This window comes from Burkholderia sp. ABCPW 11, assembly GCF_001523445.1.
Classification (GTDB): Bacteria; Pseudomonadota; Gammaproteobacteria; order Burkholderiales; family Burkholderiaceae; genus Burkholderia.
In genome coordinates, this window is record NZ_LOVM01000008.1 from 156,031 (window position 1) to 182,120 (window position 26,090).

The 26,090-nt window shown below is 69.2% G+C and carries 21 protein-coding genes; 9 read left to right on the forward strand and 12 right to left on the reverse strand.

The features are described from left to right. Window positions 1-17: 17 nt before the first annotated feature. Window positions 18-1,694 (reverse strand): alkaline phosphatase family protein, encoded by a 1,677-nt coding sequence (locus WS61_RS04810; protein WP_059499482.1) that lies wholly within the window; start codon window positions 1,692-1,694, stop codon window positions 18-20. A gap of 251 nt (window positions 1,695-1,945) precedes the next feature. On the opposite strand from WS61_RS04810, the gene WS61_RS04815 reads away from it, so the two are divergent. Continuing rightward, on the forward strand, window positions 1,946-2,167 hold the full coding sequence (locus WS61_RS04815) for a hypothetical protein (RefSeq protein ID WP_011548933.1): 222 nt from the start codon (window positions 1,946-1,948) through the stop codon (window positions 2,165-2,167). A gap of 52 nt (window positions 2,168-2,219) precedes the next feature. Here WS61_RS04815 and WS61_RS04820 read toward each other — a convergent pair whose 3' ends face one another. Beyond that, window positions 2,220-6,047, reverse strand: coding sequence for a DUF748 domain-containing protein (locus WS61_RS04820; RefSeq protein WP_059499483.1), 3,828 nt, complete (start codon window positions 6,045-6,047; stop codon window positions 2,220-2,222). A gap of 151 nt (window positions 6,048-6,198) precedes the next feature. Further along, window positions 6,199-7,635, reverse strand: coding sequence for a DUF1254 domain-containing protein (locus tag WS61_RS04825; RefSeq protein WP_059499484.1), 1,437 nt, complete (start codon window positions 7,633-7,635; stop codon window positions 6,199-6,201). 468 nt (window positions 7,636-8,103) lie between these two features. Between WS61_RS04825 and WS61_RS04830 the strand changes: the two genes are divergently transcribed. After that, on the forward strand, window positions 8,104-11,157 hold the full coding sequence (locus WS61_RS04830) for a heavy metal translocating P-type ATPase (protein WP_095211597.1): 3,054 nt from the start codon (window positions 8,104-8,106) through the stop codon (window positions 11,155-11,157). A 143-nt stretch (window positions 11,158-11,300) separates the two neighbouring features. Here WS61_RS04830 and WS61_RS04835 read toward each other — a convergent pair whose 3' ends face one another. The 4 genes from WS61_RS04835 to WS61_RS04845 form a co-directional block, all read right to left on the reverse strand. Beyond that, a complete protein-coding gene (locus tag WS61_RS04835) occupies window positions 11,301-11,780 on the reverse strand; it encodes a GNAT family N-acetyltransferase (RefSeq protein WP_059499485.1) in 480 nt (159 codons plus the stop codon). A 163-nt stretch (window positions 11,781-11,943) separates the two neighbouring features. Continuing rightward, window positions 11,944-12,099 (reverse strand): hypothetical protein, encoded by a 156-nt coding sequence (locus WS61_RS35150; RefSeq protein WP_011548928.1) that lies wholly within the window; start codon window positions 12,097-12,099, stop codon window positions 11,944-11,946. A 175-nt stretch (window positions 12,100-12,274) separates the two neighbouring features. Beyond that, window positions 12,275-13,627 (reverse strand): hypothetical protein, encoded by a 1,353-nt coding sequence (locus WS61_RS04840; RefSeq protein ID WP_059499486.1) that lies wholly within the window; start codon window positions 13,625-13,627, stop codon window positions 12,275-12,277. 92 nt (window positions 13,628-13,719) lie between these two features. Next, a complete protein-coding gene (locus WS61_RS04845) occupies window positions 13,720-14,418 on the reverse strand; it encodes an MgtC/SapB family protein (RefSeq protein ID WP_059499487.1) in 699 nt (232 codons plus the stop codon). A gap of 113 nt (window positions 14,419-14,531) precedes the next feature. On the opposite strand from WS61_RS04845, the gene WS61_RS04850 reads away from it, so the two are divergent. Further along, entirely contained in the window at window positions 14,532-15,641 is a 1,110-nt protein-coding gene (locus tag WS61_RS04850) for an AGE family epimerase/isomerase (RefSeq protein ID WP_059499488.1), read from the forward strand. Here the strand turns inward: WS61_RS04850 and WS61_RS04855 are convergent. After that, window positions 15,614-17,233 carry a methyl-accepting chemotaxis protein gene (locus WS61_RS04855; protein ID WP_059499489.1) on the reverse strand — a complete coding sequence of 540 codons (1,620 nt, stop codon included), beginning with the start codon at window positions 17,231-17,233 and terminating at the stop codon, window positions 15,614-15,616. The two genes, WS61_RS04850 and WS61_RS04855, sit on opposite strands and share 28 nt — an antisense overlap. Window positions 17,234-17,510: 277 nt before the next feature. Here WS61_RS04855 and WS61_RS04860 point away from each other — a divergent pair, with 277 nt between their 5' ends. Beyond that, window positions 17,511-17,954: a PaaI family thioesterase gene (locus WS61_RS04860; protein WP_059499490.1), complete on the forward strand. Its 444-nt coding sequence runs from the start codon at window positions 17,511-17,513 to the stop codon at window positions 17,952-17,954. Between the two features lie 56 nt (window positions 17,955-18,010). On the opposite strand, the gene WS61_RS04865 is transcribed toward WS61_RS04860, so the two are convergent. The 4 genes from WS61_RS04865 to WS61_RS04880 all read right to left on the reverse strand — a co-directional run bounded on the left by WS61_RS04865 (window position 18,011) and on the right by WS61_RS04880 (window position 20,584). Next, the gene (locus tag WS61_RS04865) at window positions 18,011-18,244 is read right to left on the reverse strand and encodes a type II toxin-antitoxin system RelE/ParE family toxin (protein WP_059499491.1); all 234 of its coding nucleotides are present in this window, start codon (window positions 18,242-18,244) and stop codon (window positions 18,011-18,013) included. Then, on the reverse strand, window positions 18,234-18,482 hold the full coding sequence (locus tag WS61_RS04870) for a type II toxin-antitoxin system Phd/YefM family antitoxin (RefSeq protein WP_034205945.1): 249 nt from the start codon (window positions 18,480-18,482) through the stop codon (window positions 18,234-18,236). The genes WS61_RS04865 and WS61_RS04870 overlap by 11 nt, the downstream gene beginning before the upstream one ends. A gap of 118 nt (window positions 18,483-18,600) precedes the next feature. Continuing rightward, window positions 18,601-19,653 (reverse strand): CaiB/BaiF CoA-transferase family protein, encoded by a 1,053-nt coding sequence (locus WS61_RS04875; protein ID WP_059499492.1) that lies wholly within the window; start codon window positions 19,651-19,653, stop codon window positions 18,601-18,603. 166 nt (window positions 19,654-19,819) lie between these two features. After that, a complete protein-coding gene (locus tag WS61_RS04880) occupies window positions 19,820-20,584 on the reverse strand; it encodes an IclR family transcriptional regulator (RefSeq protein WP_059499493.1) in 765 nt (254 codons plus the stop codon). Between the two features lie 133 nt (window positions 20,585-20,717). On the opposite strand from WS61_RS04880, the gene WS61_RS04885 reads away from it, so the two are divergent. The 5 genes from WS61_RS04885 (at window position 20,718) to WS61_RS04905 (ending at window position 26,062) form a co-directional block, all read left to right on the forward strand. Further along, entirely contained in the window at window positions 20,718-21,500 is a 783-nt protein-coding gene (locus WS61_RS04885) for a crotonase/enoyl-CoA hydratase family protein (RefSeq protein WP_059499494.1), read from the forward strand. Window positions 21,501-21,576: 76 nt separating this feature from the next. Then, window positions 21,577-22,797: a CaiB/BaiF CoA-transferase family protein gene (locus WS61_RS04890; protein ID WP_059499495.1), complete on the forward strand. Its 1,221-nt coding sequence runs from the start codon at window positions 21,577-21,579 to the stop codon at window positions 22,795-22,797. Beyond that, window positions 22,794-23,594 carry an enoyl-CoA hydratase/isomerase family protein gene (locus tag WS61_RS04895; RefSeq protein WP_095211598.1) on the forward strand — a complete coding sequence of 267 codons (801 nt, stop codon included), beginning with the start codon at window positions 22,794-22,796 and terminating at the stop codon, window positions 23,592-23,594. Before WS61_RS04890 ends, WS61_RS04895 begins: the two co-directional genes overlap by 4 nt. A gap of 82 nt (window positions 23,595-23,676) precedes the next feature. Next, on the forward strand, window positions 23,677-24,729 hold the full coding sequence (locus WS61_RS04900) for a porin (RefSeq protein WP_059499496.1): 1,053 nt from the start codon (window positions 23,677-23,679) through the stop codon (window positions 24,727-24,729). A gap of 10 nt (window positions 24,730-24,739) precedes the next feature. Beyond that, the gene (locus WS61_RS04905) at window positions 24,740-26,062 is read left to right on the forward strand and encodes an MFS transporter (protein ID WP_059499497.1); all 1,323 of its coding nucleotides are present in this window, start codon (window positions 24,740-24,742) and stop codon (window positions 26,060-26,062) included. Window positions 26,063-26,090: the final 28 nt, after the last annotated feature.

Below are 26,090 nucleotides of genomic sequence, written 5' to 3' on the forward strand. Positions count from 1 at the left end.
CGGCATCCGGCACACCGTCAACGCCCGATACCGAGCCCCGGCAGCACGCGCGTGTTCTCGGCCACGACCGCCTGCAGCAGGCGCGGGTCGGCGCCGAGCAGCGCGAGGATCGTCGGCGCGACCTGCTTCGTGCCGACGAGATCGTTCACCGTGCGCGCACGATGCAGGCCCGGATACGACACGAGCAGGCCGAGGTGGCTGTCGTCCGGCGCGTTGCCGCCGTGCTCCTCGTCCTTCTTCGTGCTCGACGTGTAGATCACGCCCGGATTCGGCTGGACGACGATGTCCGGCGTGCGGCCGTTGGCCGGATCGCCGAAGCGGTCGGCCAGCGCCGCGCCGTACAACACGTACGCCTGCGGGCCGTCCGCGCAGATCCCCGGCGCGTTGCAGCCGAGGTTCGCCTTCAGCGTCTGGACGACCGCCGTGCGCTGGCTGCGATCGCGCAGCCAGATCAGCCCGACGTCGTCGGTCTGCACGAAGCCCGTGCCGACCAGGCCCGAACCGTCGTTCAGGTTGCCCGTCGCCGTGTTGTTCTGGCCGAAGTTGCCGTTCGGGTCGATGAAGTTGTTCGCTTCGAGCAGCTTCGTCAGCGTGTCGCCGTTCTTCATGAGCTTCGTGTGATCGGTCGGCGACTGGCCGTGCTTCGCCGTGACGATCACGGCCGTCGACGTGTACAGGTTGGCCTGCTTCAGCGCCGCGACGACATGGCCGATCGCGTTGTCTACGTACGTGATCGCGTTCGCGACCTGCCCGTTCGGCGTGAAATCGGCATCGAGATAGCCGCCGCCCTTCGCGACTGGCGCCTTCTGCGCGACGCTCAGCGTCTGGAAGTTCGCGCCGAACAGCGTCGGCACCGGCGCGTTCTTCGTGCCGGTCGAATCGCGGCCGCCGATCTGGTTGATCAGCGCCTGCACGTGCAGGTTGTCGAAGCGCGCGGTGTGCGAGTAGACGTCGGTATAGGCGGTGTTGGTCGCCGGGTCGATCGAATTGATCTCGGTGCGCATCAGGTCGTCGACGCCTGTGCCCGACGGGCCGTTCAGCCAGTCGTAGCCCCATGCATGCTTGTCGGCCCATGCGGTGTGCGCATTCGGCACGCCGGCCTTCACGGCCTCGAACACCGTGTTGGTCTTCACGTAGTTGTGCGGGTAGACCGGCACGCACTGGCCGTTGACCTTCGCATGCGGGATCGCCTGCGGATTGAACGCGCCGCCGCCGTCGAGGTGCACGAGCGCGCCGCCGTTGAACGCATCGATGCCGGCCGTCTCGTCGAACACGACGTTCCAGCCCTGCTTGCCCGAGCACGTCGTGTCGCTCGGCGCGTACAGGTTGCGGTCGTACGACACGTCGTAGAACAGGCCGGCCGTCTTCGGCGAGCCGCCCGTCACGAGCGCGGCGAGGCCCGGGAACGAATCCGACAGGCCCGGCGTGTACGCATTCGCGTACGTCACGCCGCTCTTCGCCAGCACCGCGATGTTCGGGCACGTATTCGCACCGATGCAGCGGGCGAGATCCTGTTCGTGCAGGCCGTCGATGCTCAGCAGCAGCACGTGCTTCACGACGCGGCTTGCCCGCCCGTTGCCCTCGCCGTGAGCGTTGCCGTCCTGTTGCGCCGCATGCACGCCCGCGCTGGCGAGCGCCAGCGCAGCCGCCACCATCACCGCCACTTTCCGTTGCTTGATGAACCTGGAAATCATCACCCCACCTCACCGATTGATGTTGAACTACGCGACTTGCCGTCAGGCGCGCAAAATATCGCCGCGTCGTGCGGCGGTCGGATGAAGCGGGGCTTTCTGTTCTCTGTCAAACGTAACCAATCGCAAATGACACGAAGCAGTCGCAATACGCGGCCTTGGCGTGCGCCGGCCCGCGCGGCCGGATTTTTTTTCGGCTTGGCCCGCGACTATTGGCGTGTGATAAAGGGTTTTCCCTGACCCGGAGCACGACTATGTCAACCCTGGAAGCTCTCCGGTTCGTGCTGGACGATGCACGTACCCCCGAAATCATTCGCCATCACGTCGTCGACGCGCTGCAGTACGCATTGCGCAACTACGGACAGGTGTTCACCGCCAAGGAAGTCGAATGGCTGACGCAGTGGGACGACGCGCGTCTGCCGCTGGCCGCGAGGAAGGAACTGGACAAGCGCGAACCGGCGATCGCCGGGCGCTGACAAAACCGCCGCGCCCGGCGGGTGCGGGCGCGGCGGCGGAGGGCGACAACGCTTACTGCAGCCCGAAGTCGACGCGGGTCGTCGCGCCCTTGTCCGAGATGCCCTTCGCGTCGAGCTTCGGCGCGACGACGAACATGCGGCTCGAGTCGATCTTGCCGTCGAGATACTGGCGCACGACCTGCGCGCGCTGCTGCGCGAGCGCACGCAGCGCGTTGTCGTCGGCCGGCGCGTGATCGGCGAGCGCCTGCTTCATGTCCGCATCGGGCAGCGTCTTCTGCAAGCCGACGAGGTTGCGCGGCTTCTTGAAATCGGCGGCCTTGTACGCGCGCGTCAGGTACTTCGAGTATTCGGCCTTGTCGACCTTCACCGACATCGGATCGACGCTCTCGCCCTGGCCGACCACGTCCTTCAGCTTCTGCTGGCGCACCAGCCGCTCGACGTACGCGTCGCGCAGCCCCGGCATGTCCTGCGCCGGATCGACGCGGCCGATCAGGTCGAGGCGGATCGACGGCTTCTCGGTCAGCATCTTCACGACGGTGTCGAGCTTCTTCTGCTGCGCGTCGGTCAGCTCGTACGAACCCGGCGCGAACTCGACGTAGCCGAGATCCTCGCCGCCGCTGCCGCCGAACGCATTCGCGAGCAGCGTGAACGGCGACGTGACGGCTTTCGCGATCAGGTTCAACACCGCGTGCCAGATCAGCCCGCCGACGCTGAACTCCGGATTCGACAGCGAGCCCGACACCGGCAGGTTCACGTCGATCTGGCCGCGCGTGTTCTTCAGCAGCGAGATCGCGAGCTTCACCGGCAGCTTCGTCGCCGTGTCGTTCTCGACACGATCGCCGAACGTGAGCTGATCGATGAAGATGTGGTTGTTCGCCGACAGCTGGTCGTTCGCGAGCTGGTAGTGCAGATCGACGTTGAGCTTGCCCTTCGTGATCGGGTAGCCCGCGTACTTCGCTGAATATGGCGTCAGGTTGGTCAGCTCGATGTCGTGCGCGGTCGCCGTGAGGTCGAGCGCCGGTTTCTCGATCAGCGGGTTCACCGAGCCCTTGATCGAGATCGGCCCGTTGCCCGCGAGGTTCGCGGCGACGTCGACCGGCGCGGACGTCGTCGAATCCGTGCCGAACGCGCCGATCGTGCCCTTGATCGCGACGAGGTTCGCCGTGTAGTTCGGCTTGATGAAGTTGTCCGTGTACGTGACGCGACCGTTCTGCAGCAGCAGTTCGCCGAAGTGCATCCGCACCGGATTCTGCGGCTGCGGCGCGGCCTTCACGACCACCGTCGCCGACGCGGCGGCCGGCATGGACGCCTGCTGCGCGGCCGCGGCCGAGGCGGCCTGCGCGGCGGCCGGCGGCGTCACGCCCGGCGACAGCGGCACCGGCTCGCCCTTGCTCGCGTCGCGCGTGAGCGACTGCGCGGGGCCCGACTCCTTCGCGACCACGTCCTTCAGGTTCAGGCGCCCCTGCGCGTCGAGCAGCACGCGTCCGTAGAAGTTCGAGAACGTCACGCGCGCGGCGTCGACGTCGGTGCCCTTCTCGTCGTAGTTCGCCTTCAGGTTCGACAGCGCGAGCGAGCGCCACCCTGCAAACGGGTCGGAGGTCGCCTTGTCAAGCATCCGCACGTCGACCAGCGCGACGTCGCCGCGATAGGTCGCGCGCGGCGTGTCCTTCACCTGCGCGAACGTCAGGTTGCCTTGCGCGTTGAGCAGCGCGCTCGCGATCGTCGCGTTCAGCGCGCTGCCGAAGTACGGCTCGAACGCGGCCGCGTCGAGGCGGTTGCCGTTGATCTTCAGGCCAAGTTTCAGTGGCTGCGCGGTCACATCGCCCGACACGTTCAGCGAGCCCTTGCGGTTCAGCGTCGCCTTCAGTTGCACGGGCAGCGGCTTCGTCAGATCGTCGCTCACCTTCTGCACCGACAGCTCCAGCGGCTTGATCGCCAGCTTCACCGGGCACGGCGTCGACAGGTCGGTGAAGTTCGCGGACGCGTCCTTCACGTTCAGCGCATCGATCCGGTAGTGCCACGACGGCGCGGCGGCCTGGGCCTTGCGCGCGACCGTGCGCTGCGGCACCGCCGCCTGCGCGGGTTCGGCCAGCGCCGCGAGGTCGATCTTGCCGTCCTTCAGGCGCTTCACGTCGAGCGCGAGCCCGCTCGCGTCGACGCTCGCGATCTCGGCGGTGCGTGCGGCGACGTCGACCTTCGCGATCTTCGCGCTCGCGTCGGGCAGCGCGATCGCGGGCGCCTTGTCGTTCGGCGCGGCGATCTTCAGCGACTTCAGGCTGACCGTGCTGTCCGCGACTTCCGCGGCGAGCGGCGTCTTGCCCCAGTCGGTCTTCGCGTTGACGGTCGCGCCGAGCGTGCCGTCGAGCACGCGCGCGCGCGTCGCCTCGCCCAGGTACGGCTGCAGCGCCGGCAGCGCGAGCGCGGCGACCGTCAGCTTCGTGTCGGCCTGCTTCGCGGCGAGATTGAACGCGCCTTCGGCCGTCACGTCTCCGCCGCGCGACAGCGACGTCGACAGCGTGTATTTCGCGGGTGTCTTGCCCTGCAGCGAGAAGCCGTCGAGCGTCGCGGCGAGCTTCGTCAGCGACAGCGCGGTCGGCGTCGCCGGCACGCGGTCGTCGACGTTGATCGTGCCGCCGTCGATCGCGAAATGACGGATCGTCAGGTCGAGCGGCGGCGCTTCCTTTGCGGCGGCGCTGCCTTCGGCCTTCGCGGCGCTGGCGGCGCTGGCCGCGGCGACGGTGGCGCCGGAAGCGCCGGAAACGGCGACGGCCGACGCGGCCGGCTTGGCGGCTTCGGATTTCGGTGCGGCGGCCGGCTGCGCGACGAGCTTCTCGACGTTCAGCACGCCCTGCTTGTCGCGCGACAGGTCGACCACCGGCTGGTCGATCCGGATCTCGTCGAAGTGCATCGCGTTGCGCAGCGGCTCGAGGCCAGCCGCCGCGACGTGCACGCCGCGCGCGGCGAACAGCGGCGCCGACGCGCGGTCGGTCACCTTCGCGTCGTTCAGGTCGACGGTACCCGACACGCGCAGCGCGGGCGTCTCGCCGCTCATCACGAAATTGACCGTGAGGTCGCTGCTCAGCAGGCCGCTCGTCACGGCCACCGGCAGCTTCGCCGGCACGTACGAGATCAGCTTCGGCACGTCGAGGCGGTCGAACTTCAGCGCGATCTCCGATTCGCGCGACTGCGCGAACGGCTTGGTCTTGCCGTCGATCGAGAGCGGGCTGCCGTCGAAGCGCGCGCGCAGCTTCGGCTCGACGAAGATGTCGGTCTTCGATGCCAGCGTCGCGATGTACGGAATACCGAGCGTCCAGTTGTCGACCACGTGCTTTTCGTTCAGCAGGCGATCGTCGAAGTCGATCCGGCCGTCGTTGACCTGGATGTTCGACACCGAGAACTGCGTCGGCTTGCTGTCGGGTTGCGGCGACGGCGACGAGAACTTCTCGATCAGGTCGGTGAAGTTGAAGCGCTGCGCGTCGTAGCGGACGATATGAAAGCGCGGCGAATCGAGCCGGATTTCGTTGACGATCGGCGCGCCGCGGAACAGCGACGACCACGACGGCCTCACGACGAGCTTGCCGATGTCGATGAAGTCGCCCTGGCCGCCGCGCTCGCCGAGGTGGATGCCGTCGGCTTCGAGGTTCAGCGTGTACGGGTTCAGTGCGATGCGCTGGATCGTGGCCGGACGGTCGAGCTGCTTGCTCAGTTGCTGTTCGGCGACATGGCGGATCAGCGGCGGCGCCGCGAAGAAGCCGAGCAGTCCGAATAAAACGACGAAGATCAGCACGCCGATGCCGATACGCCGGGTCCGGCGCGAGCGTGCAACGCCACCGAGGGCATGGAGGGTCGAGGGTATGGTTTCTTTGTCTGCGCTTGCCATGCTTGAATGTCTCGGAAATGGATGACGGGCCGCACCGGAGAACCGGGCGGCCGCGCACGCTATCCCGAAAGTATAGGCTCAGGAGGTGACGGTACGGAGGTCGGGCGCCACCGCCGCGCCCGCCGGTCGGACAACGGCGGCAGTCAACCGTTCATTTCCGGACGACGACGGGCGGCATCCACGACCCGTCGCTCGCCTGCGGCTTCGGCGCGTACAGGCGCAACGCGAGCGCGAAATCGGTACGCGGCGCCGGCAGCCAGTTGGCCGCATGCGTGCCGCCCGGCGACGCCGACACGACGATGTCGATCGAGCCGTCGTGGTTGCGGCGCAGCCGGTCGCGATCGCCGAGCGAGCGGCGCGCCGACCCGACGTCGGGCAGCGCGCCGTTGGTCGTGTACGGCGTGAGCGTCCAGAACGCGCGCACCGGCGGCAGTGCGCCCGGCGCGAAATGCAGCACGTAGCGGTTCGCGCCGTTCAGCGGATGGCCGTCGCTGTCGACGCGGGTGATCGCGAGCGTCTCGTCGTCGCGCGTCGCGGTGCCGAACTGCGTGTAGGCCGCGTACGCGCGCAGCGCGTAGTCCTGGCCGTACTTGCCGGCCGTGTCGCCGATCCAGTTCCAGCCGTTCGCGCTCAGCAGGTTCGACGGCGGCGTCGCGAGCCGCGCGCGCGCCTCGGCAATGCCGGCCGTCGCGGCCGTGAGACGGTCGCCCGTCCACAGTACCGGGTAGCCGGCCTTCACGCCGATGTCGGCGAGCGATTCCTGGGCGTGCGCGTCGTCGGCCGGCGCCGGATTGTCCTGCAGCGCCTGCGCGAAGCGCGTGAAGAACGCCTTCGGGTCGAGCGCGGCCACCTGCTCGGCCGGCGTGCCGCCGCCCACCGCCTCGGACGGCGCGCTGCCCGCATGGACCGCGACCGACGCACCTCGCTCGGCGCCCGTGTAAACCGACAGCGGCACCACGCGGATCGCGCGCTGCAGCTTCTTCACGTTCGTCAGGTCGCGCCCGCCGCTCGTCTGCAGCCGCACTTCGAGCCACGCGTTGGCGGACGGCACGTCGACGCGCAGCGCGCCCTTCGGCAGCGTGCCCTGCCAGTCCTTGGCGGCGAAAGCAATCGTTTGCGACCGTCCGGCGCCACGGGCGCCGCGCGCCGCCACGCTCGACGACGACCACAGCACGTTCGTCCACATGTCGAGCGCGCGCGCGTCCCAGTAGCGGCCGCGCGTGTCGGGCAGCGTGACGATCACGGGTTCGGCGGCGACGTCGAGCCAGCCGGTCGAGTCGAGCGTGTCCACGCCCGGCAACGGCGGATTGACCGCGCCGACGGGCGGCAGCGCCTGCGCGTGGCGCAGCGTGTTGAGCGGGGCCTGCCCCGGTTGCGCGCCGTCGCCGCCCGTCGCCGCTTCCTTCGCGACGTCCATCAACACGAGCGGATACGCATAGATATAGGAGTCGGCGACTTCCGCACGCATCCAGCCGGTTTTCCGCTGGATCGCGTCCGGTTGCGACGCGCACCCTGCAAGCAACGCCGCAATGGCCAGCGACGCGCACGCGCGTCGCAGAGAAACTGATTCTCGCTGGTTTTCAATCATCGATTACTGGCCGAATATCATTCTTTTCAGTCAACGCCCTGTTCGCCTCGCGAACGGCGAAAACAAGGCACCCCAGCGTGCCCGGATGACCGTTTCGCTACGATTCGTAACGGTGGGCGCTGATGTCAGGCCGGTATCATAGCGCCTAAGGGCATCCCCCAATATGCCGAATAACGGGCAGAACGCTAGCCGAACCGTCAAAAAATCCGAAATAGTCCACGGGATTCGGCAAAAATCTGGAACTGCGCCGGGAGCATCAACCCGTCAACGCCTCGCGAGCGCCAAGCCTGGCGCCTCAGCGCGCGCCGGCTGTCCGTCTGGAAGCCGGGGCGATCGCCTTTTTCCGCATTGTGACAATCTGTGTGCATCGACATGCGTCGCATCGTCGCCGACGCTTGACCTTACCATCATAGGAATGTTGATACTGGAACCATTCGCGGCACGAACCGCGCCTTTGGGGAATCCGATATGACTGAACCACTTGCCTCCGCAGCGCTGCACACGATCGAACTGAGCGTCGACGGCATGCATTGCGGCGGCTGCACCGGCCGCGTGCAGCGCGCGCTGGCCGCCGTGCCGGGCGTCATCGGCGTGGCGGTCGATCTCGATGCGCATGCGGCAACCGTCACCGCGCAGGAGACGGTCGAGCCCGGTCGGCTCGTCGACGCCGTCCGCGAGGCGGGCTACCGCGCAGCGGTGCGCGAAGCGGCGGTCGAAACCGTCGCGGCCGCGCATTCGGCGCACGCGCCCCTCCCCGCAGCGCCGCCGACGCCGGCTACCGCCGCGACGATCGAACTCGACATCGACGGCATGACTTGCGCATCCTGCGTGTCGCGCGTCGAGAAGGCGCTCGCGAAGGTGCCGGGCGTCACGCGCGCATCGGTCAACCTCGCGACCGAACGTGCGACGGTCGATGCCACGGCCGGCGTGTCCGCCGCGCAATTGGCGGATGCCGTGAAGCAGGCCGGCTATGACGCAACGCCGACGGGGCCGGACATCGCCGTCCCGGCCGCTGCCACTGCCTTGCCCGCCGCACCCGCAAGCATCGAACTCGACATCGACGGCATGACCTGCGCGTCCTGCGTGCCGCGCGTCGAGAAGGCGCTCGCGAAGGTGCCGGGCGTCACGCGCGCATCGGTCAATCTCGCGACCGAGCGCGCGACGGTCGATGCGTCGGCCGACGTCTCCGCCGCGCAGCTTGCCGAAGCGGTGAAACAGGCCGGCTACGAAGCGACGCCGGCTGCCGTCGCCACGCCTCCCGCCACCTCCCCGGTCGCAGACGTCGAACTCGACATCGGCGGCATGACCTGCGCGTCCTGCGCCGGCCGCGTCGAAAAAGCGCTGGCCGCCGTGCCGGGCGTCGCGCGCGCGACGGTCAATCTCGCGACCGAACGCGCGTCGGTACACGGCGCCGGCGCACTCGATCCCGCCACGTTGATCGCGGCAGTCGCCACGGCCGGCTACCGTGCGTCGCTTCCCGCCGCCTCACCCACCAGCGAAACGACCGGCGCCGACTTACGACCGGCCAGCCCCGCGCAGGACCCCGACGCACGCAAGCGCCGCGACGCGATCCGCGAACGCAACCTGGTGATCGGGGCCGCCGTGCTGAGCGCGCCGCTCGTCGCGCCGATGCTCGCCGCGCCGTTCGGCATCGACCTGATGCTGCCCGGATGGCTCCAGCTCGTGCTCGCGTCGATCGTGCAGTTCGGCTTCGGCGCGCGCTTCTACCGCGCGGCCTGGCATGCGGTGAAGGCGCGCACCGGCAACATGGACCTGCTCGTCGCGCTCGGCACGTCGGCCGCGTACGGGCTGAGCCTGTGGATGCTGCTGCACGATCCCGCGCATCCCGGCCATCTGTATTTCGAAGCGTCGGCCGTCATCGTCACGCTCGTGCGCTTCGGCAAGTGGCTCGAATCGCGCGCGAAGCGCCAGACCACCGAGGCGATCCGCGCGCTGAACGCGCTGCGCCCCGATCGCGCGCGCGTCGTCGAGCACGGCGTCGAACGCGACGTGCCGCTGTCGCAGGTGCGCGTCGGCACGCACGTCGGCATTCGGCCCGGCGAGCGCGTGCCCGTCGACGGCCGGATCGTGTCGGGCCGCTCGCACATCGACGAATCGCTGATCACCGGCGAAAGCCTGCCCGTGCCGAAGGACGACGGCGACGCCGTCACGGCCGGCTCGATCAACGGCGAAGGCGCGCTCGTCGTCGAAACCACCGCGATCGGTGCGGAAACGACGCTCGCGCGCATCATCCGCCTCGTCGAATCCGCGCAGGCCGAGAAGGCGCCGATCCAGCGGCTCGTCGATCGCGTCAGCGAGGTGTTCGTGCCGGCAATTCTCGGCATCGCCGTGCTGACGCTGGTGGGCTGGCTGATCGCCGGCGCGGGGATGGAAACCGCGATCCTCAACGCGGTCGCGGTGCTCGTGATCGCGTGCCCGTGCGCGCTCGGTCTCGCGACGCCCGCCGCGATCATGGCCGGCACGGGCGTCGCAGCCCGGCACGGCGTGCTGATCAAGGATGCGCAGGCGCTCGAGCTCGCGCAGCGCACGACCGTGATCGCGTTCGACAAGACCGGCACGCTGACCGAAGGCAAACCGTCCGTGACGGCCTTCGACGCCGTCGGCGTGCCGCGCGACGAAGCCCTCGCGCTCGCGGCGGCCGTGCAGCGCCAGAGCGATCATCCGCTCGCACGTGCGGTGGTTGCCGCGCATGACGCGGACGTGGCCGCACGGGGCGGCGCCGCCGGGTCGGTCGTCGCGACCGACGCGCGCGCCGTGGCCGGACGCGGCGTGGAAGCGCACGTCGGCGGGCAGCGGCTCGCGCTCGGCAGCACGCGCTGGCGCGACGAACTCGACATCGCGGTACCGCCGGCGCTCGACGCCCGTGCGGCGGAACTCGAGGGCGCCGGCAACACGATCTCGTGGCTGATGCGTGCCGACGTGCCGCGCGCGGTGCTCGCGCTGATCGCATTCGGCGACACCGTGAAGCCGGGCGCTCGCGACGCGATCGCGGCTTTGTCGGCGCGCGGCGTCGCGAGCGCGCTCGTGACGGGCGACAACCGCGGCAGCGCGGCGGCCGTCGCGGCGACGCTCGGCATCGGCGAAGTGCACGCGCAGGTATTGCCCGACGACAAGGCGCGCGTCGTCGCCGAGCTGAAGCGCACGCACGGCGGCGTCGTCGCGATGGTCGGCGACGGGATCAACGACGCGCCCGCGCTCGCCGCGGCGGACGTCGGCATCGCGATGGCGACGGGCACGGACGTCGCGATGCACACGGCCGGCATCACGCTGATGCGCGGCGACCCGGCGCTCGTCGCCGACGCGATCGATATCTCCAGGCGCACGTACCGCAAGATCCAGCAGAACCTGTTCTGGGCGTTCGTGTACAACCTGGTCGGCGTGCCGCTCGCGGCGCTCGGGTGGCTGAACCCGGTGATCGCGGGCGCGGCGATGGCGTTTTCCAGCGTCAGCGTCGTGACCAATGCGTTGCTGCTGCGAAGATGGAAAGGCCGCGCGCGTTGATGCGGCAGACGGTGAATGCCGGACGATCGAACAGGCCGGTCGGCGCTCGGCCAGCAGGAAGGGGCGGGAAGCGTGCCGACGTTGGCCGGCTACACGGCGTGCGGAACCGGCAGCATGTCACGACGCATCGCGCGCTGGCGGATTCAGTCCGACACGACCGGTTTGATCAACGTCGTGGTGATCGGCGCGAAGCCACACGCGCGATACAGCGCACGCGCCGCCGCGTTGTGATTGAACACCGACAATCCGATCTCGGTGACGCCGTACCGGCGTGCCTCGGCATCGAGCGCATCGAGCGCGCGCGTGGCCCAGCCCTGGCGACGCCGGGACGGGACGATGTCGAGGTCGTAGATGAACAGTGTGCGGTTCGGCCCTTCGGGGACGATCGCGTACCAGAGGTCGCCCACCGGATCGCCGCTGGCGCCGTCGATGAGCGTGACGAGGGTCTGGCCGGCGGTCAGCAAGCCGTCCGGCAGCAGCGTGTCGAAACAGGCGCGCGCACGATCGGCCGCGTCGTCGACAGCATTTTGCCCGGAGGAAACGAGATCGCTCGCGTAGCCGTCGATGGCTCGCGTGCGGTACGCGCGGAATTCGCCGGCCGTCATCGGCCGCATCTGCCACATGGCCCGGTCGCCGTGAACGGAATCGAACTTCCAGTGTAGCGGGACGGGCGCACCGGCGCGCGATGCGGCGGTGGGAAACGGGCAGACAGGTTGGTGCGGCGGACGCCGCGCCGAATCAGCGAATCAGCGAATCAGCGAATCAGCGAATCAGCGAATCAGCGAATCAGCGACGATACAGAACGATCGGCACCAGGTTCGCACGGCGCACGCGCTCGGCCTCGGCGTGACGTGCGGCGTACGAGTATTCGGCGTCGAGCGGCAGGTGCGGGGATACGAACAGGTCGTCGATTTTTTGCAGCAGGGCGAAGATGAAGCTCATGTGAGACTCCTGACAGATATGGCTAGGGTTTCCCCTTAGATGAACACCATTCTAAGGGTTTTCCCTAAACTCTGCCAGTGGACTGCATCGGTTTGCCGCACGTGCGCGACAGTCGATCGCCGCCTCAGAACGGCGATCCTTGCCTCGTCAGGTCTCCAGGATAGGGTCGAAACGATTAACGCGTGCGACGAACCCGCTTCGCGACGGCCGCGTCACGGTTCGCGTTGCGCTGAAGTCGGTCGACTTGCGACAGGAGCGCTTCGTGGTGCTCCTCGAGCGTCATCAGCGTGGCCTGCTGCGTCGACAGGTCGGCCGCGAGGCGATCGATCCGTTGCTGCTTGGCGGCCACGTCCTGCTTCAGGTGGGCGATCTGCCGCGTTTGCAGCACCAGCGCGACGAGCCCCGCCAGCACGACGACGGCCAGCGCGAGCAGCAAGCGGTTGACGCGGCGCATCTCGCGATCGGCCGAGCGCGTCAGGCCGTCCACGTCGGACTGCAACGCGGCGAGCCGGTCGGTCAGCGGGCGCAGGTGCGTGTCCGGATCGAAGGCTGGCGCGGCCGGCTGCGTACGCTCCGATGATGGCCGGGTCACGAACGACGCGGCCGATGCCACCGGCTGCACAACCGACGACGGCGAAGCGTCGGGCTGCCGAGCCGTGTCGCGCGGCTTTGCGGAATGCGGGGCGATCGCCGGCTCGGGCGGATGTGCCGGTTGTGCCGGCGTCTGCGGCTCGACCGGCGCTGCGACGACGGGCGGCGGGTTCGATTCAACCGCTTCCGGCTTCGAGTCGACGCTCGTCGCAACCGGTACGGTTTGCGTCGCCGCCGCTTCGTTGGCCCCGGCAGGCGCACGCCGCTTGCCACCCGACGACGCGCGGCGCTCCTTCACGGCGTCGCCCGAAGATTTTCCTTCGCGCGATTTGATGACTGCCGCCTCGACGACAGGCTGCCCGACTTCGCGACCTGCCGCTTGCGATTCCGCCGCCTGCGCCGCGGCGCCATCGGCGGCTAGCCGCTTCGTCTCCACACTCGCGGCGCCGTCGGCCGCGAGCACATCGATCGTCGTTACCCCGCCATCGCCCACAGGCGATTCGGCTGCCTTCGTTGCAAGACCTGCTGCGGATGCGCCGTCGACGCTCGCGGCCATATCGCCTTCAGCCGTCGGAACGACTGCGATCTCCCCAGCCGTCGTCGCCGTCCCTTCGGTTTCCGCATGCGTTGCCGCATCCGCAGGCGGGATGAAACCGTCGAGCGTGGCTTGTCGCCCGTCGTCGGCACCGGCCGTCGCATCAGCTTCCACGATCGCTTCATCGCGCGGCGCAACCGGCATGCGCTCGCCCGGCTCCGGCACCGGATCGCCGAACAGGTCAAGCGTCCGTTCGTCGCGCAGCGCGTCGCCGGCCGGTGCGCCGCCGGATCGTGCCGTCGCTCTTGCGGACGTGCTGCCTGCGGCAGCGGCCGAGCGCGGGCGCGAACGGGCCGACGAGCGGGTGGAACGGGAGCGTGGCGTGGAAACGGATTCGGTCATGGAAATCGGATAGCGGGGCCCACACGCGCAGACCCGGATGTCGAACGGAATCGGTGGTCGGCCATTGTCGCACGCCCCGCCACCAATTCACGCTATTCATCCCCCGCGAGCCCGTTCCCGTCGTCGAAGCGCGTAACGCCCGGCAGCGCACGCAATTTGTCGCAGATCGCCTTGTATTCGAGTTCCGACACCCGCGCCAGCGCGATGCGCACCTCGTCCTGCTCGCCCGAGTCGTCGGCACGCTGCACGATGAACTGCTTCACGCGCGCACTGTCGGGGCCGAGCGCCGCGTGCAGCGAATCGAACGTCAGCGTGCCGCTCGCAACCGTCAACGCAAGCTGGCGCCGCTGGCGCACCGTGAAATAGCGCCGCTCCAGCGGCTTGATGCCGGCCAGGATGATCAGGATGATGATCGTCGCCGAAATCGACGCGACATAGAGCCCGCCGCCCACCGCAAGGCCGATCGCGGCGACCGACCACAGGCTCGCGGCCGTCGTCAACCCGCGCACGATCTCCCCGCGCAGCAGGATCGAGCCCGCGCCGAGGAAGCCGATGCCCGACACGACCTGCGCGGCGATCCGCGACGGATCGAGCACGACGTGGTCGCTGGTGCCGAGCACGTCGGCGAAACCGAACGCCGACACGATCATAATCAGCGCCGAGCCGACGCACACCAGCATGTGCGTGCGCAGGCCGGCCGCCCACGACAGGCGCTCGCGCTCGAAGCCGATGACGCTGCCGAGCGCCGCCGCGAGCACGAGCCGCATCACGAGTTCCAGGTTGCTGAGCATCCGATTTCTCTCCTTTTTTGGTGCCGGCCGCGCGGAATGTTTTATCCTTGGCCCCGGCCGCGCCGATTTCCGGGCCGCGCCGACACGTTTCGATCCAAGCGCTCAACCCCGCCATGTCCGTTTCCGACTCCGCTTCCGCCCAGGCCGCCCAACTGCGCCACCATTTCGCGCACGTCGTCTTGCCGATCTGGCGGGGTTCAGGGTTCGACCCGGCGTTGCACCTGCCGTTCGAGGCCGTCGATCCGGCCGCCCACGCGCCGCTGCCCGTGACCCGTTATCGCGCAATGGCGTGCGCACGGCAACTGTTCGTGTTCGCGCAGGCCGGCGACTCCGCGCACGCGGCCACGCTGTTCGACGCGCTGCGCCGGCACTTTCGCGACCCGCGTCATGGCGGGTGGATCTACAGCGTGGACGCTCAGGGCGCGCCGCTCGATACGACCAAGGATCTCTATACGCACGCGTTCGTCGTGTTCGCGTGCGCCGCATGGTATGCGGCGTCGCGCGACGCCGCCGCGCGCACGGCGGCGGAAGAAACCGCCGCGCTGATCCAGGACCGCTTCGCGCCGCGCCACGGCGACGCGTTGCTCGATGCCGCACGCCACGCCGATTTCTCGTCATCCGGCAGCGGCCCGCTGCAGAATCCGCTGATGCATCTGACCGAAGCGTGGCTCGCGGCCGCCGATGCGTTCGGCGACCCGGCGTTCGACGATGCGCTCGCGCGTACCGCGCAGGCCGTCGAGCGCACGTTCGTCGATGCGGCGACCGGCTGCGTGGCCGAGTTGCCGCTCGGGGCGGCCGACAACCGTTTCGAGCCCGGCCATCAGTTCGAGTGGTTCTATCTGGTCGACGCGGCCGGTGCGCGGCTCGCGCAGACCGGGCTTCCCGCCGCGCTGTCGCGCGCGTTCGCGTTCGCCGAGCAATACGGCGTCGATCCGCAGACGGGCGGCGTGTGCGCGGCGCTCGACGCGCAAGGCGCGTGCATCGACGGCACGCAGCGGATCTGGGCGCAGACCGAATACCTGCGCGCGCTCGCGACCCACGGCGGCACGCCGGCCTCGGCGCCGCTCGCGCGCCAGATCGAGCGGTTCGCCGCGCGCTTCCTGCATCCGCGCGGCTGGTTCGAGTGCAAGACGGCGGACGGCCAGGTGTCGCGCGCCGACATGCCGTCGACCACGCCCTACCACCTCGCGACCGCCTACGCGGCGCTGCCGGCCGGTTCGTAACCCGTCGCGGCGAACGACGGCGCCGCGCGGCCGCCCGGTGCGGCGCGTCCGTCGCCCAGCTCGAACACCGACACCGCCTGCATCAGATGTGCGGTCTGGTCGTTCAGCGATGCGGCCGCGGCCGCGACTTCCTCGACCAGCGCCGCGTTTTGCTGCGTGAGCTGATCCATCTGCGTGACGGCCTGGTTCACCTGCTCGATCCCGACGCTCTGCTCGACCGACGCCGCCGTGATCTCCGCCATCGTCTGCACGACCCGCGTGATCGACGCCGACACCGTGCGCATCGCGTCGCCGGCGCGTTCGACGAGCTCCGCTCCGCCGTCGATCTGCGCGACCGACTCCTCGATCAGCGCCTTGATCTCCTTCGCCGATTGCGCGCTGCGCTGCGCGAGCGAGCGCACTTCGCCCGCGACCACCGCAAAACCGCGCCCCTGCTCGCCCGCGCGCGCGGCCTCGACCGCCGCGTTCAGCGCGAGGATGTTGGTCTGGAACGCGATGCCGTCGATCACCGAGATGATTTCCGCGATCCGCCCCGAGCTCTGCGCGATGCCGCGCATCCGGTCGATCACGCTGTCGACCACGCCGCCGCCATGGCTCGTCGCTTCGAGCGCCGCGTCGGCCAGCGCGCTCGCCGCACGGGCGCTGTCGGTGTTCTGCCGGACGGTCGCGGTCAGTTCCTCCATGCTCGCGGCGGTTTCCTCGAGCGATGCGGCCTGCGTGCCCGTGCGCGCCGACAGGTCGGCGTTGCCGCCCGCGATCTCGCCCGCGCCGAGGTGGATCGCATCGGACGCGTGGCGCACCGTGCGCACGGTGTCCGCGATGCTCGTCTGCATCGTGGCGAGGCCGCGCAGCATCCGGTCGATCTCGAACACGCCGCCCGCCTGCACGGCTTCGTCGAGACGGCCCTGCGCGATCCGCTCGAAATGACGGCCGGCCTGCTCCAGCGGCGCGACGACCGCACGCCGCGCGGCCGCGTAGATCGCGGCGCTCGCCGCAAGCATCGCCACCAGCAGCACGATGCCGACCGACTTGAACCACAGCATGCCGCCGTCAATGGTGTCGAGCGCCGCACGGCTCGAGGTGCCGCCATAGTCGGTGAAGCGATGCAGTTCGGCGATGTACGCGTCCTGGAAGCCTTGGGTCGGCTGGTCGAGGAACGCCTGGATGTTGTCGGCGTCGAGGAACTGCACGAGCTCGCCCAGCGCGCCGCGCAACGCGCGATAGCGTTCGGCGAGCGCCGCGACGCGTGCTCGGTTGGTGTCGTCGACCGGCTGCGCTGCCGTCAGCACGGCGAATGCCTTGTCCGCTTCCGCGAGTGACGCGCCCGCGTGGCGGATGATGTCTTCGGGCTTCGGGCCGCCGCGCACCATCCGCGTGCCGGCACGCGACAGGTTGATGCGTGCGTCGAGCAGTTGCTCGGTCGCCCGGCTGGCCGCATCGACCTGCGCGATCGCGACGTTCGACAGATCGTCGACGCCGCTGCGCGTCGACGCGAGCGTCCAGAAGCCGAGCGCTTCGATCGCGAACAGGAAGAGACAGAACACGGCCAACACGCCGAGCAGACCCGACGCTAGCTTGATTTTTCCGAACATGGAGAAGTTCCTGGAGAGCGGACGATGAGGCAATGCCCCGGCATTAGCGGCATTTCTTCGTCGGACTTTAGGCCGATTGCCGGCTGCGCAGGGCTATCGCGCGCTTCGCGCGCGCATTCGCGTCGAATCGCCCCCAAACGCGGAGATTTTGGGTATTCAGCGCAATAATCGCGTCGCATCGCACCGGAATTTGCCCGAAACGCGAACGAATTTCCTTGCTTATCCGCAGCCCCCTTCCTAGAGTTCAGCGCAAGCGGGCACTCATTAAGGAAGTTCGATGACCGACATCACGGACCACGCGCGCGGCGCATTGCGCGCGCAACCGTTCAGCATGCTGCTGGGCACCGAGCTGATGCATATCGGCGACAACGAAGTGTCGCTGTGTCTGCCCGTGCGCGAGGAACTGCGGCAACAGCACGGCTTCGTGCACGGCGGCGTCATCAGCTATCTCGCGGACAACGCGCTGACGTTCGCCGGCGCGCTCGTGCTCGGCCCGCGCGTGATCACCGCCGAATACAAGATCAACTACCTGCGGCCGGCCGTGAACGGCACGCTCGTCGCCCGCGCGAAGCTCGTCTACGCGGGCCGGCACCAGGCGACCTGTCAGTGTCACGTGTTCGTCATCGACGGCGATCACGAGCGGCTCGTCGCGATCGCGCAAGGCACGATCAATCGCGTCGGCGACGGAAAGGTGCCGGACAGGCCGGAGGAAACGGCGTGAGACGACGCCCGTCGCGAGGTCAATGAAAGAACGCCGAACACGCAGCGCGTGTCGCGCTAGCGCTTCATCGCGGCGAGATAGACCGCATCGCGCACTTCGTACACGAGGCGATAACCGATACTGCGCAGCTTGATCTTGTAGCGGTCCGGATGACCGTGCAGCTTCGCCGAAGGAATGCGAGGGTTCTCGAGCCGTTCGACGAGTCTGGCCTTGAACTGATCGCGAATGGTGCGATCAAGCTTCCTCCACTCCTTCAACGCAGGTTCGAGAAAGGCGAGCTCAAAGGTCATTCAACTTGACCTTGACGGCTTTCTCCTTGGCGCGCGAGTCGGCCAGCACGTTGTCTTCGATATCTTCGAGACGTTCGACCATCGCCTCCCATGTCTTCGCCGGAATGCAATAGAACGCGGGTTCGTTGTGATTCAGGATCGCGACCGGGAACCCCTCTCCCGCCGCCACGGTTCCCATCGGGTTCCGCTTCAGCTCCGAGACGCTCGCCGTCACGCTAGCCAGGATGGTATGGGGCATGTCTGCTCCTTTTTCGATCGAATTTACATTGTACTTTATTTGACACTATATTTAGTGCGATTTCTGGTGCCAAACAGGCGTTACCGAATTCGCTCTCGACCCGTGAAGTTCGATATCCCTACTCGGCCCCGCCGCCCGCCAGCGGCATAAACCGCGGCGCCACCCGTGCCCGGACGTTCCCGTACTCGTCCGTCCGATAAATCCCGCGCGCCGCGTTATGCGGATGCACGGCCGCGTCGGCCACGCTCAGCACCGGCGCGAAACACGCGTCGGTGCCTTCGAGCAGCGCGCGCCAGTGCGCGGACGGCTGTCCGGCGAACGCCTGCGCGAAACGCGCCTTCAGCACGGGCCAGCGCGCCCGGTCGTACTGCGACGCGGGATCGACGTCGGTCAGCCCGAGCCGTTCGACCAGCAGCGCATAGAACGGCGGCTCGAGCGCGCCGATCGTCACGCATTCGCCGTCCGCGCAGCGATACACGTCGTAGAACGGCGCATCGTGGAACAGGCTCGGCTGCGCGCCGTCGAGCTGCCCGTTCGCGCGTGCCCACAGCGCCAGCGACCCGAGCATCGACACGATGTCGACGATCGCGCCGTCGACCACGCGCCCCGGCCCGCCGCCGCGCACGTCGAGCAACGCACAGACGATCCCGAACGCGAGCCCGAGCGCGCCACCCGCATCGCCGACGACGGTCGGCGGCACGCCCGGCCGGCCGTCGCGCGGCGCGGACAGCGACAGCAGCCCGGTCAGCGCGACGTAATTCAGGTCGTGCCCGGCCGCGGCCGCGAGCGGGCCGTGCTGGCCCCAGCCCGTCATGCGTCCGTAGACGAGTGTCGGGTTGCGGTGCGCACAAGCGTCGGGCCCGAGGCCGAGCCGCTCCATCACACCGGGCCGCAGCCCTTCGATCAGCGCATCGGCCTGCGCGACCAGATCGAGCGCGGCGTCACGCCCGGCCGGCGCCTTCAGGTCGAGTTCGACGATCGTCTTGCCTTCGCGCAGCAGGTCGCCATCGCGGGCCTGCAGCGCGTCCGGCGCGCTCGTGCGGCCGGACGGGCGTGCGACCAGCGTGATGCGTGCACCCATACCGGCGAGCATCCAGCCCGCGAGCGGGCCGGGGCCGAGCCCCTCGAACTCGACGATGTGGATGCCGGAAAGCGGCGCGTTCAATGGCATGGCGACCTCGCTGAAATGCAGCCGGGGCAGGAACGGCGAAACGTTCCGATTCTATGCGAATGCGTGCGCGCGCCGGCTTCGCGCGGCCAGAGCCTGATCACGGTAATCACGGGCTTGCGCTGGCCTCCCGAACGAATTTCTCCGAACAGAGAGGCGTGAACGCGCCCTAGCGAAGCCCGTCGCCCGCGCGCTCGGCCAGCGCCGCCCGCATCGCGCGCACGATCGCGTCCCGATGCGGGTCGATCCGCTCGACGGGCCCGGCCACGCCCATCGCCAGCGGCAATCCGTTCCAGCCGTCCGCGATCACCATCGAGATCATCGCGGCGCCCTGCGTGACGGTGTGCGCCGAATAGGAATAACCGAGCCGGCGGGTCTGTTCGACCTTGTCGAGCACGACGTCCTCGTCGATCGTCCTGCCCGACTTCCCGATCCGGCGGATGCTGCGCGACACGAGCCGGCGGATCGTGCTGTCCGGCTGAATGCTCAGCAGCGCCCAGCCGAGTCCCGACATGCAGATCTCGCGACGCGTGCCGATCGGCGCATAGAACTGCACCGGAATCGAGTGCGAGCCTTCGACCGCATCGATGTACTGCACGTACAGGTCGCTCTGCACCGCGATCACGACCGCCTCGTGCGTGCGCGCCGCCACCCGCTTCGCGACGGCATGCCAGTGCCGCCGGCTGCCGGCCGCCGAATCGACCAGCGCTTCGCCGAGATTGACGAGCCGCGCGGTAGGCGCATACGCGTGCGTCGCGTCGTCGTACGCGAGGTAGCCGAGCGTCTTCATGCTGGTCAGCAGCGCCGCCGCGCTCGACCCCGGATACCCGCAGCGCGTGGCGATCTCGCGCACGCTCAGCGGCCGCTGCAAGGTGCTGAAGAGTTCCAGCACCTCGAACACGCGCGCCGCGCTCTTGACCACGTTTGCACTCATCCCGCCTCTCCGCAGCGACCGGCGCGGGCCTTCCACGTATGTGGAACGGAATTTCCCGCCGCCAACCGTCGTGACGATACTAGGCTTCGGCCCGCGGCGTGAAGCCCCGCGGCACCGAACATACGGAGACACCATGGCAGCGTTTTTGATCCGTGAACGGCAGGGCGCGATCCTGACCGTCACGATGAACCGTCCCGACACCCGCAACGCCATTTCGGACACCGACGCGATCGACGCACTGACCGACTGCTGCGACGAAGCGAACCGCGACGAATCGATCCGCGTGCTGATCCTGACCGGTGCCGGCACGACGTTCTCGTCGGGCGGCAACGTGAAGGCGATGCGCGCGTTCGCGGAAGCGGGCCCGCACGATCCCGCCGCGATCCGGACCAGCTATCGCCGCGGCATCCAGCGGCTCGCGCACGCATTCCAGCACCTCGAAGTGCCGGCCATCGCGGCGGTCAACGGCCCGGCCATCGGTGCCGGCACCGACCTCGCGTGCATGTGCGACATCCGCATCGCCGCCGAGCGCGCACGCTTCGCGGAAAGTTTCATCGCGCTCGGCCTCGTGCCGGGCGACGGCGGCGCGTGGTTCCTGCCGCGGATCGTCGGCGCCGCGGTCGCCGCGGAAATGTCGTTCACCGGCGACGCGCTGGACGCGCAGGCCGCACTGCGCTGCGGGCTCGTGTCGCGCGTCGTGCCCGATGGCGACCTCCTCGCGCATGCGCACGAACTGGCCGGCCGCATCGCCCGTCATTCCGGCACCGCGCTGCGCCTGACCAAGCGGCTGCTGCGCGAAGGCCGCCACGCGAGCCTCGACTCGCTGCTCGACCTGTCGGCGTCGTACCAGGCGTTCGCGCACGCCAGCCCCGAACATCGCGCGGCGGTGAACGCGCTGTTCGCCGCGCGCGGCTGAACCCGCGACGCATCGCGGCCGTGCAGCCGGCGCATGCCGGCCGGCCCGTCGAATCCACAACGAAGGAGACATCGTCATGACCAGCAACAACGAAGGCGCGCTCGCAGGCGTGCGCGTGGTGGACCTGAGCCGCGTCTATGCGGGGCCGTTCTGCGCGCAGACGCTCGCCGACCACGGCGCGGACGTCGTCAAGATCGAGCCGCCGCAAGGCGACGAAACGCGCGACTGGGGGCCCGCGATGCCGAGCGGCATCTCCAGCTACTACTGGGGTCTCAACCGCAACAAGCGCAATCTCGCGCTCGACCTGTCGCATCCCGACGGGCGCGACGTGCTGTTCCGCATGCTCGAGACGGCCGACGTGCTGATCGACAACTTCAAGCAGGGCACGCTCGAACGCTGGGGCATCGGCTACGAAGACTGCCTGCGCGCGCGCTTTCCGCGCCTCGTCCACTGCTCGATTTCCGGCTACGGCACCGACGGCCCGCTCGCGCGGTTTCCGGGCTACGACGCCGTCGCGCAGGGCCTCGCCGGCTTCATGTCGATCAACGGCGAGCCGGGCGGCATGCCGCTCAAGGTGCCGTTTCCGGTCGTCGATTACGCGGCCGGCCTGAGCGCCGTCTCCACCATCCTGATCGCGCTCGTCGAGCGGACGCGCTCCGGCCTCGGGCAACACGTCGACATCGACTTGTTCAGCACCGCGCTGTCGATGCTGCATCCGGTCAGCACGAGCTGGATGGCGACCGGCGACGTGCCCGTCGCGACCGGCAACGTGTACGGCGCGATCGCGCCGTACGGCGTCTATCCGTGCAAGGACAAGCCGGTCGCGACGGGCGCCGGCAACAACCGTACGTTCGCGCGGCTCGTCGAGGCCCTCGGCGTGCCCGAGCTGGCGCGCGACCCGCGCTTCGCGACCAATGCACAGCGCGTCGCGCATCGCGAGGCGCTCGACACGCTGCTCGGCCGGTTGACCGCCGAACTGCATGCAGACGACGTCGTCGAGCGACTGCTGCACGCCGGCGTCGCGACGGGGCCGGTCAACACCGTGGCCGACGCATTCGGCCATCCGCAGGCGGCGCGCAACGCGATGTTCGTCGATACCGATACGTACACCGGCGCGGGCATCCCCGCCAAGCTGTCCCGCACGCCCGGCGCGATTCGCCGGCCGCCCCGGCCGTTCGCCGCCGACACCGACGCCGTGCTCGACGCATTCGGGATCGATGCGGCGCACCGCGACGCGTTACGGCGGGCGGGCGTGCTGCACGACACGCGGGCGGACGCCGCAGGGAGCGCGTCATGACCACCCCGCGCTCGTACTCCTCGCCGACCGGCGACGATGCTCCGTCGATCCTGCGCGACGACGCCGACGGCATCTCGTGGCTGACGATCCATCGCCCGCACGTCGCCAATGCACTGTCCGCCGAAGCGATCCGTCGCCTGTGCGACGAACTCGTCACACTCGACGACACCCCATCGATTCGCGTCATCGTGATCCGCGGCGCGGGCGAACGCGCGTTCAGCGCCGGCGTCGACCTCGGCGATCCCGAGATACGCGGGATGCAGCCGATGCGCGGGCTCGCGCGCAACGTGCACGAGCTGATCCTGGAGCTGCGCAAGCCGACCATCGCGGCCATCAACGGCTACGCCATCGGCGGTGGCTGCGAAATCGCCCTCGCGTGCGATCTGCGAATCGCCGCCGATCACGCGACCTTCGCGCTGCCCGAAGCGCGGGTCGGCATGGGCGCGAACTTCGCGAGCGTGCTGCTGCCGCGCATGTTGCCGCGCGCGATCGCAATGGAGCTGCTGTTCACGGGCCGCCGCTTCGATGCGGACGAAGCACGGCGCGCCGGCCTGCTGAACCGCGTCGTGCCCGGCGCCGCGCTCGACGACACCGTGCGCGAACTGGCGCTGACGATCGCCGCGAACGCGCCGCTCACGATCCGCCGCATCAAGGAAACCGCGACGCGCAGCCAGGGGCTGCCGGTGGCCGCCGCGCTGCGGCTGGACGTCGGCCCCGACGTCTACGCGAGCGAGGACCGGATCGAGGGCGCCCGCGCGTTTCTCGAAAAGCGCAAGCCGGTGTTCAAGGGACGCTGAGCCCGGCACGGCACCGCGGCACCCGGCGCGCACCGCTCCCAGAACGCGGGCGCGCCCCAAAAACATGGACGGAGACACCTTCATGCAACGGAAAGCATTCCTGGTCGGCGCGTGCGTGCTGTGCGCCACGTCGGCGCACGCGTCGTCGGTCACGCTGTACGGGATCGTCGACAGCTACGTCGAATTCGATCGCATCGGCAGCCTGTCGAGCGTGCGGCAAAGCGGCGGCGGCTCGTCGACGAGCCGCTTCGGACTGACGGGCGTCGAGGATCTCGGCGGCGGCACGTCGACGAAATTCGTGCTGGAAAGCGGCTTCTCGCCGGCCGACGGATCGCTCCAGGGCGGCACGCTGTTCTACCGGCAGGCGTACGTGTCGCTGCGGAACACGCGCTACGGCGACCTGCGGCTCGGCCGGCAATACACGCCCGCGTTCTACGTCGTGTACGACGGCGATCCGTTCGGGCTCAACGAACGGATGTCGCCGCTCGCGCTGCTCGCGACGTCGACCGACACGATCACGAGCAACACGACCCCGCCGATTCCGCGCTTCAACCAGGCGGCGTCGTATCTGAGCCCCGACTGGAACGGCCTGCGCGTGATGGCCACGTACGGCTTTCCGACGCCGAATGCGCTATCGACGCAGGCCGGACGCAATTACGGCGCCGGGCTTCAGTACCGGATCGGCGGGCTCTACGTCGGCGCAGGCTTCCAGGGCGACACGTCGGCCGGCAGCCTGGCGCCCGTCGTCGCCCCGTCGACGACCCGCCACTACGTGTTCGCGGCCAATTACGCGTTCGCGCGGGTCAAGCTGTACGCCGCGTTCCTGTACGGCGTCGGCACGGCGGCGCGGCTGCCCGCGTTCTCGACCGCGAGCGTCGGCGCGTCGATCGGCGTCGGCGCGCTCGATCGCGTGCTGGTGTCGCTCGTGCGCCGCGACGTGAAGGGCTCGGCGAACGATGCGACCGCGCTCGGCGTCGGCTACGACCATCCGCTGTCGAAGCGGACGTCGCTCTACGCACGCTATCTCTACATGAAGAACGGCGGCGACGCCCGCAACACCGTCGTCGCCGGTCTGCAACCGCATCCGGGCGGCACCGAGCAGGTGTTCGCGCTCGGCCTCGCCCACCGCTTCTGACGGAGTGCCCATGACCCCGCCCCTTTCGACCCGCCCGAGCGCCGTCGACGACGGCGCGCCGCAGGCGCTCTACCGCCGGATCTCGCGCCGGCTGCTGCCGTTCCTGATCCTCTGCTACACGCTGTCGTTCATCGACCGCATCAACATCGGCTTCGCGCACGCGCAGATGGCCGCCGAACTGCACTTCTCCGACACTGTCTACGGGCTCGGCGCGGGCATCTTCTTCATCGGCTACATGGCGTTCGAGATTCCGAGCAACGCGTGGCTCGCGCGGATCGGCACGCGCCGGACGATCGCCCGGATCATGGTGCTGTGGGGCCTCGGCTCGGCCGCGATGATGTTCGTCGCGACGCCCGCGCAGTTCTACGCGTGCCGCTTCCTGCTGGGCGTGTTCGAGGCCGGCTTCTTCCCCGGCATCCTGTTCTATCTCGGCGCGTGGTATCCACCGCGGCAACGCGCCAAGGCGTTCGCGCTGTTCATGACCGCGCTGTACCTCGCGGGGCTGATCGCCGGCCCCGTGTCGGGCGCGATCCTGTCGTACTTCGACGGCGTGGCCGGCCTGAGCGGCTGGCAATGGCTGTTCGTCGTGGAAGGGCTGCCGAGCAGCGCGCTCGGCCTCGTCGCGCTGCGCTTTCTCGACGATCGGCCGGACGACGCACGCTGGCTGTCCGACGCCGACAAGGCCGCGCTGCGCGCCGCGCATGCGCAGGCCGAAGCCGGTACGCCGGCCGCGCACGCGGCGCGGCCGTTGCTTGCGCATCGCGATTTCTGGCTGCTGTGCGCGACCAATTTCGCGATCGCGGCCGCCGGCTACGCGCTCGTGTTCTGGATGCCCGTGATCCTGCATCGCGGCGGCCTGCATGGCGCGATGCAGATCGGGCTGCTGTCCGCGCTCCCGTACCTGTGCGGCATCGTCGGCATGCTCGCGATGGGCTGGCGCACCGAGCGCCGGCGCGAATGGCGCAAGCACGGCGCCGTCGCGATGCTCGCGTGCGCGGCGGCGCTCGCCGCGCTCGCGACCAGCGCCGGCACGTCGCATCTGATGATCGCGCTGTGCGTCGCGGTCGCCACGCACGCCGCGGCGCTGCCCGCGTTCTGGGTGCTGCCGGGACTCGCGCTGCCCAAGCGCACGATGGCCGTCGCGATCGCGGCGATCACGATGACCGGCGCGATCGGCGCGTTCGCGAGCCCGTTCCTGATGGGCGTGCTCAACACGGCCACCGGGTCGATGCGCAGCGGGCTCTATCTCAATGCCGCGCTGCTGGCGGCCGGCGCGCTCGCCATGCTCGGCACGCTGCGCGCCCGCGCGGCGGCGCACGCGACCGCCGGCTGACGGCGCGACTTCTTCCTCCCCATACGGA

Excerpts from the sequence above, each read along its gene's own strand:
- WS61_RS04840 (WP_059499486.1), bottom strand. The coding sequence starts at position 13,627 with ATGACCGAATCCGTTTCCACGCCACGCTCCCGTTCCACCCGCTCGTCG.
- WS61_RS04825 (WP_059499484.1), bottom strand. The coding sequence starts at position 7,635 with ATGATTGAAAACCAGCGAGAATCAGTTTCTCTGCGACGCGCGTGCGCG.
- WS61_RS04900 (WP_059499496.1), top strand. The coding sequence starts at position 23,677 with ATGCAACGGAAAGCATTCCTGGTCGGCGCGTGCGTGCTGTGCGCCACG.
- WS61_RS04905 (WP_059499497.1), top strand. The coding sequence starts at position 24,740 with ATGACCCCGCCCCTTTCGACCCGCCCGAGCGCCGTCGACGACGGCGCG.
- WS61_RS35150 (WP_011548928.1), bottom strand. The coding sequence starts at position 12,099 with ATGAGCTTCATCTTCGCCCTGCTGCAAAAAATCGACGACCTGTTCGTA.
- WS61_RS04850 (WP_059499488.1), top strand. The coding sequence starts at position 14,532 with ATGTCCGTTTCCGACTCCGCTTCCGCCCAGGCCGCCCAACTGCGCCAC.
- WS61_RS04830 (WP_095211597.1), top strand. The coding sequence starts at position 8,104 with ATGACTGAACCACTTGCCTCCGCAGCGCTGCACACGATCGAACTGAGC.
- WS61_RS04835 (WP_059499485.1), bottom strand. The coding sequence starts at position 11,780 with ATGTGGCAGATGCGGCCGATGACGGCCGGCGAATTCCGCGCGTACCGC.
- WS61_RS04890 (WP_059499495.1), top strand. The coding sequence starts at position 21,577 with ATGACCAGCAACAACGAAGGCGCGCTCGCAGGCGTGCGCGTGGTGGAC.
- WS61_RS04845 (WP_059499487.1), bottom strand. The coding sequence starts at position 14,418 with ATGCTCAGCAACCTGGAACTCGTGATGCGGCTCGTGCTCGCGGCGGCG.
- WS61_RS04815 (WP_011548933.1), top strand. The coding sequence starts at position 1,946 with ATGTCAACCCTGGAAGCTCTCCGGTTCGTGCTGGACGATGCACGTACC.
- WS61_RS04885 (WP_059499494.1), top strand. The coding sequence starts at position 20,718 with ATGGCAGCGTTTTTGATCCGTGAACGGCAGGGCGCGATCCTGACCGTC.
- WS61_RS04810 (WP_059499482.1), bottom strand. The coding sequence starts at position 1,694 with ATGATTTCCAGGTTCATCAAGCAACGGAAAGTGGCGGTGATGGTGGCG.
- WS61_RS04865 (WP_059499491.1), bottom strand. The coding sequence starts at position 18,244 with ATGACCTTTGAGCTCGCCTTTCTCGAACCTGCGTTGAAGGAGTGGAGG.
- WS61_RS04875 (WP_059499492.1), bottom strand. The coding sequence starts at position 19,653 with ATGCCATTGAACGCGCCGCTTTCCGGCATCCACATCGTCGAGTTCGAG.
- WS61_RS04855 (WP_059499489.1), bottom strand. The coding sequence starts at position 17,233 with ATGTTCGGAAAAATCAAGCTAGCGTCGGGTCTGCTCGGCGTGTTGGCC.
- WS61_RS04895 (WP_095211598.1), top strand. The coding sequence starts at position 22,794 with ATGACCACCCCGCGCTCGTACTCCTCGCCGACCGGCGACGATGCTCCG.
- WS61_RS04820 (WP_059499483.1), bottom strand. The coding sequence starts at position 6,047 with ATGGCAAGCGCAGACAAAGAAACCATACCCTCGACCCTCCATGCCCTC.
- WS61_RS04880 (WP_059499493.1), bottom strand. The coding sequence starts at position 20,584 with ATGAGTGCAAACGTGGTCAAGAGCGCGGCGCGCGTGTTCGAGGTGCTG.
- WS61_RS04870 (WP_034205945.1), bottom strand. The coding sequence starts at position 18,482 with ATGCCCCATACCATCCTGGCTAGCGTGACGGCGAGCGTCTCGGAGCTG.
- WS61_RS04860 (WP_059499490.1), top strand. The coding sequence starts at position 17,511 with ATGACCGACATCACGGACCACGCGCGCGGCGCATTGCGCGCGCAACCG.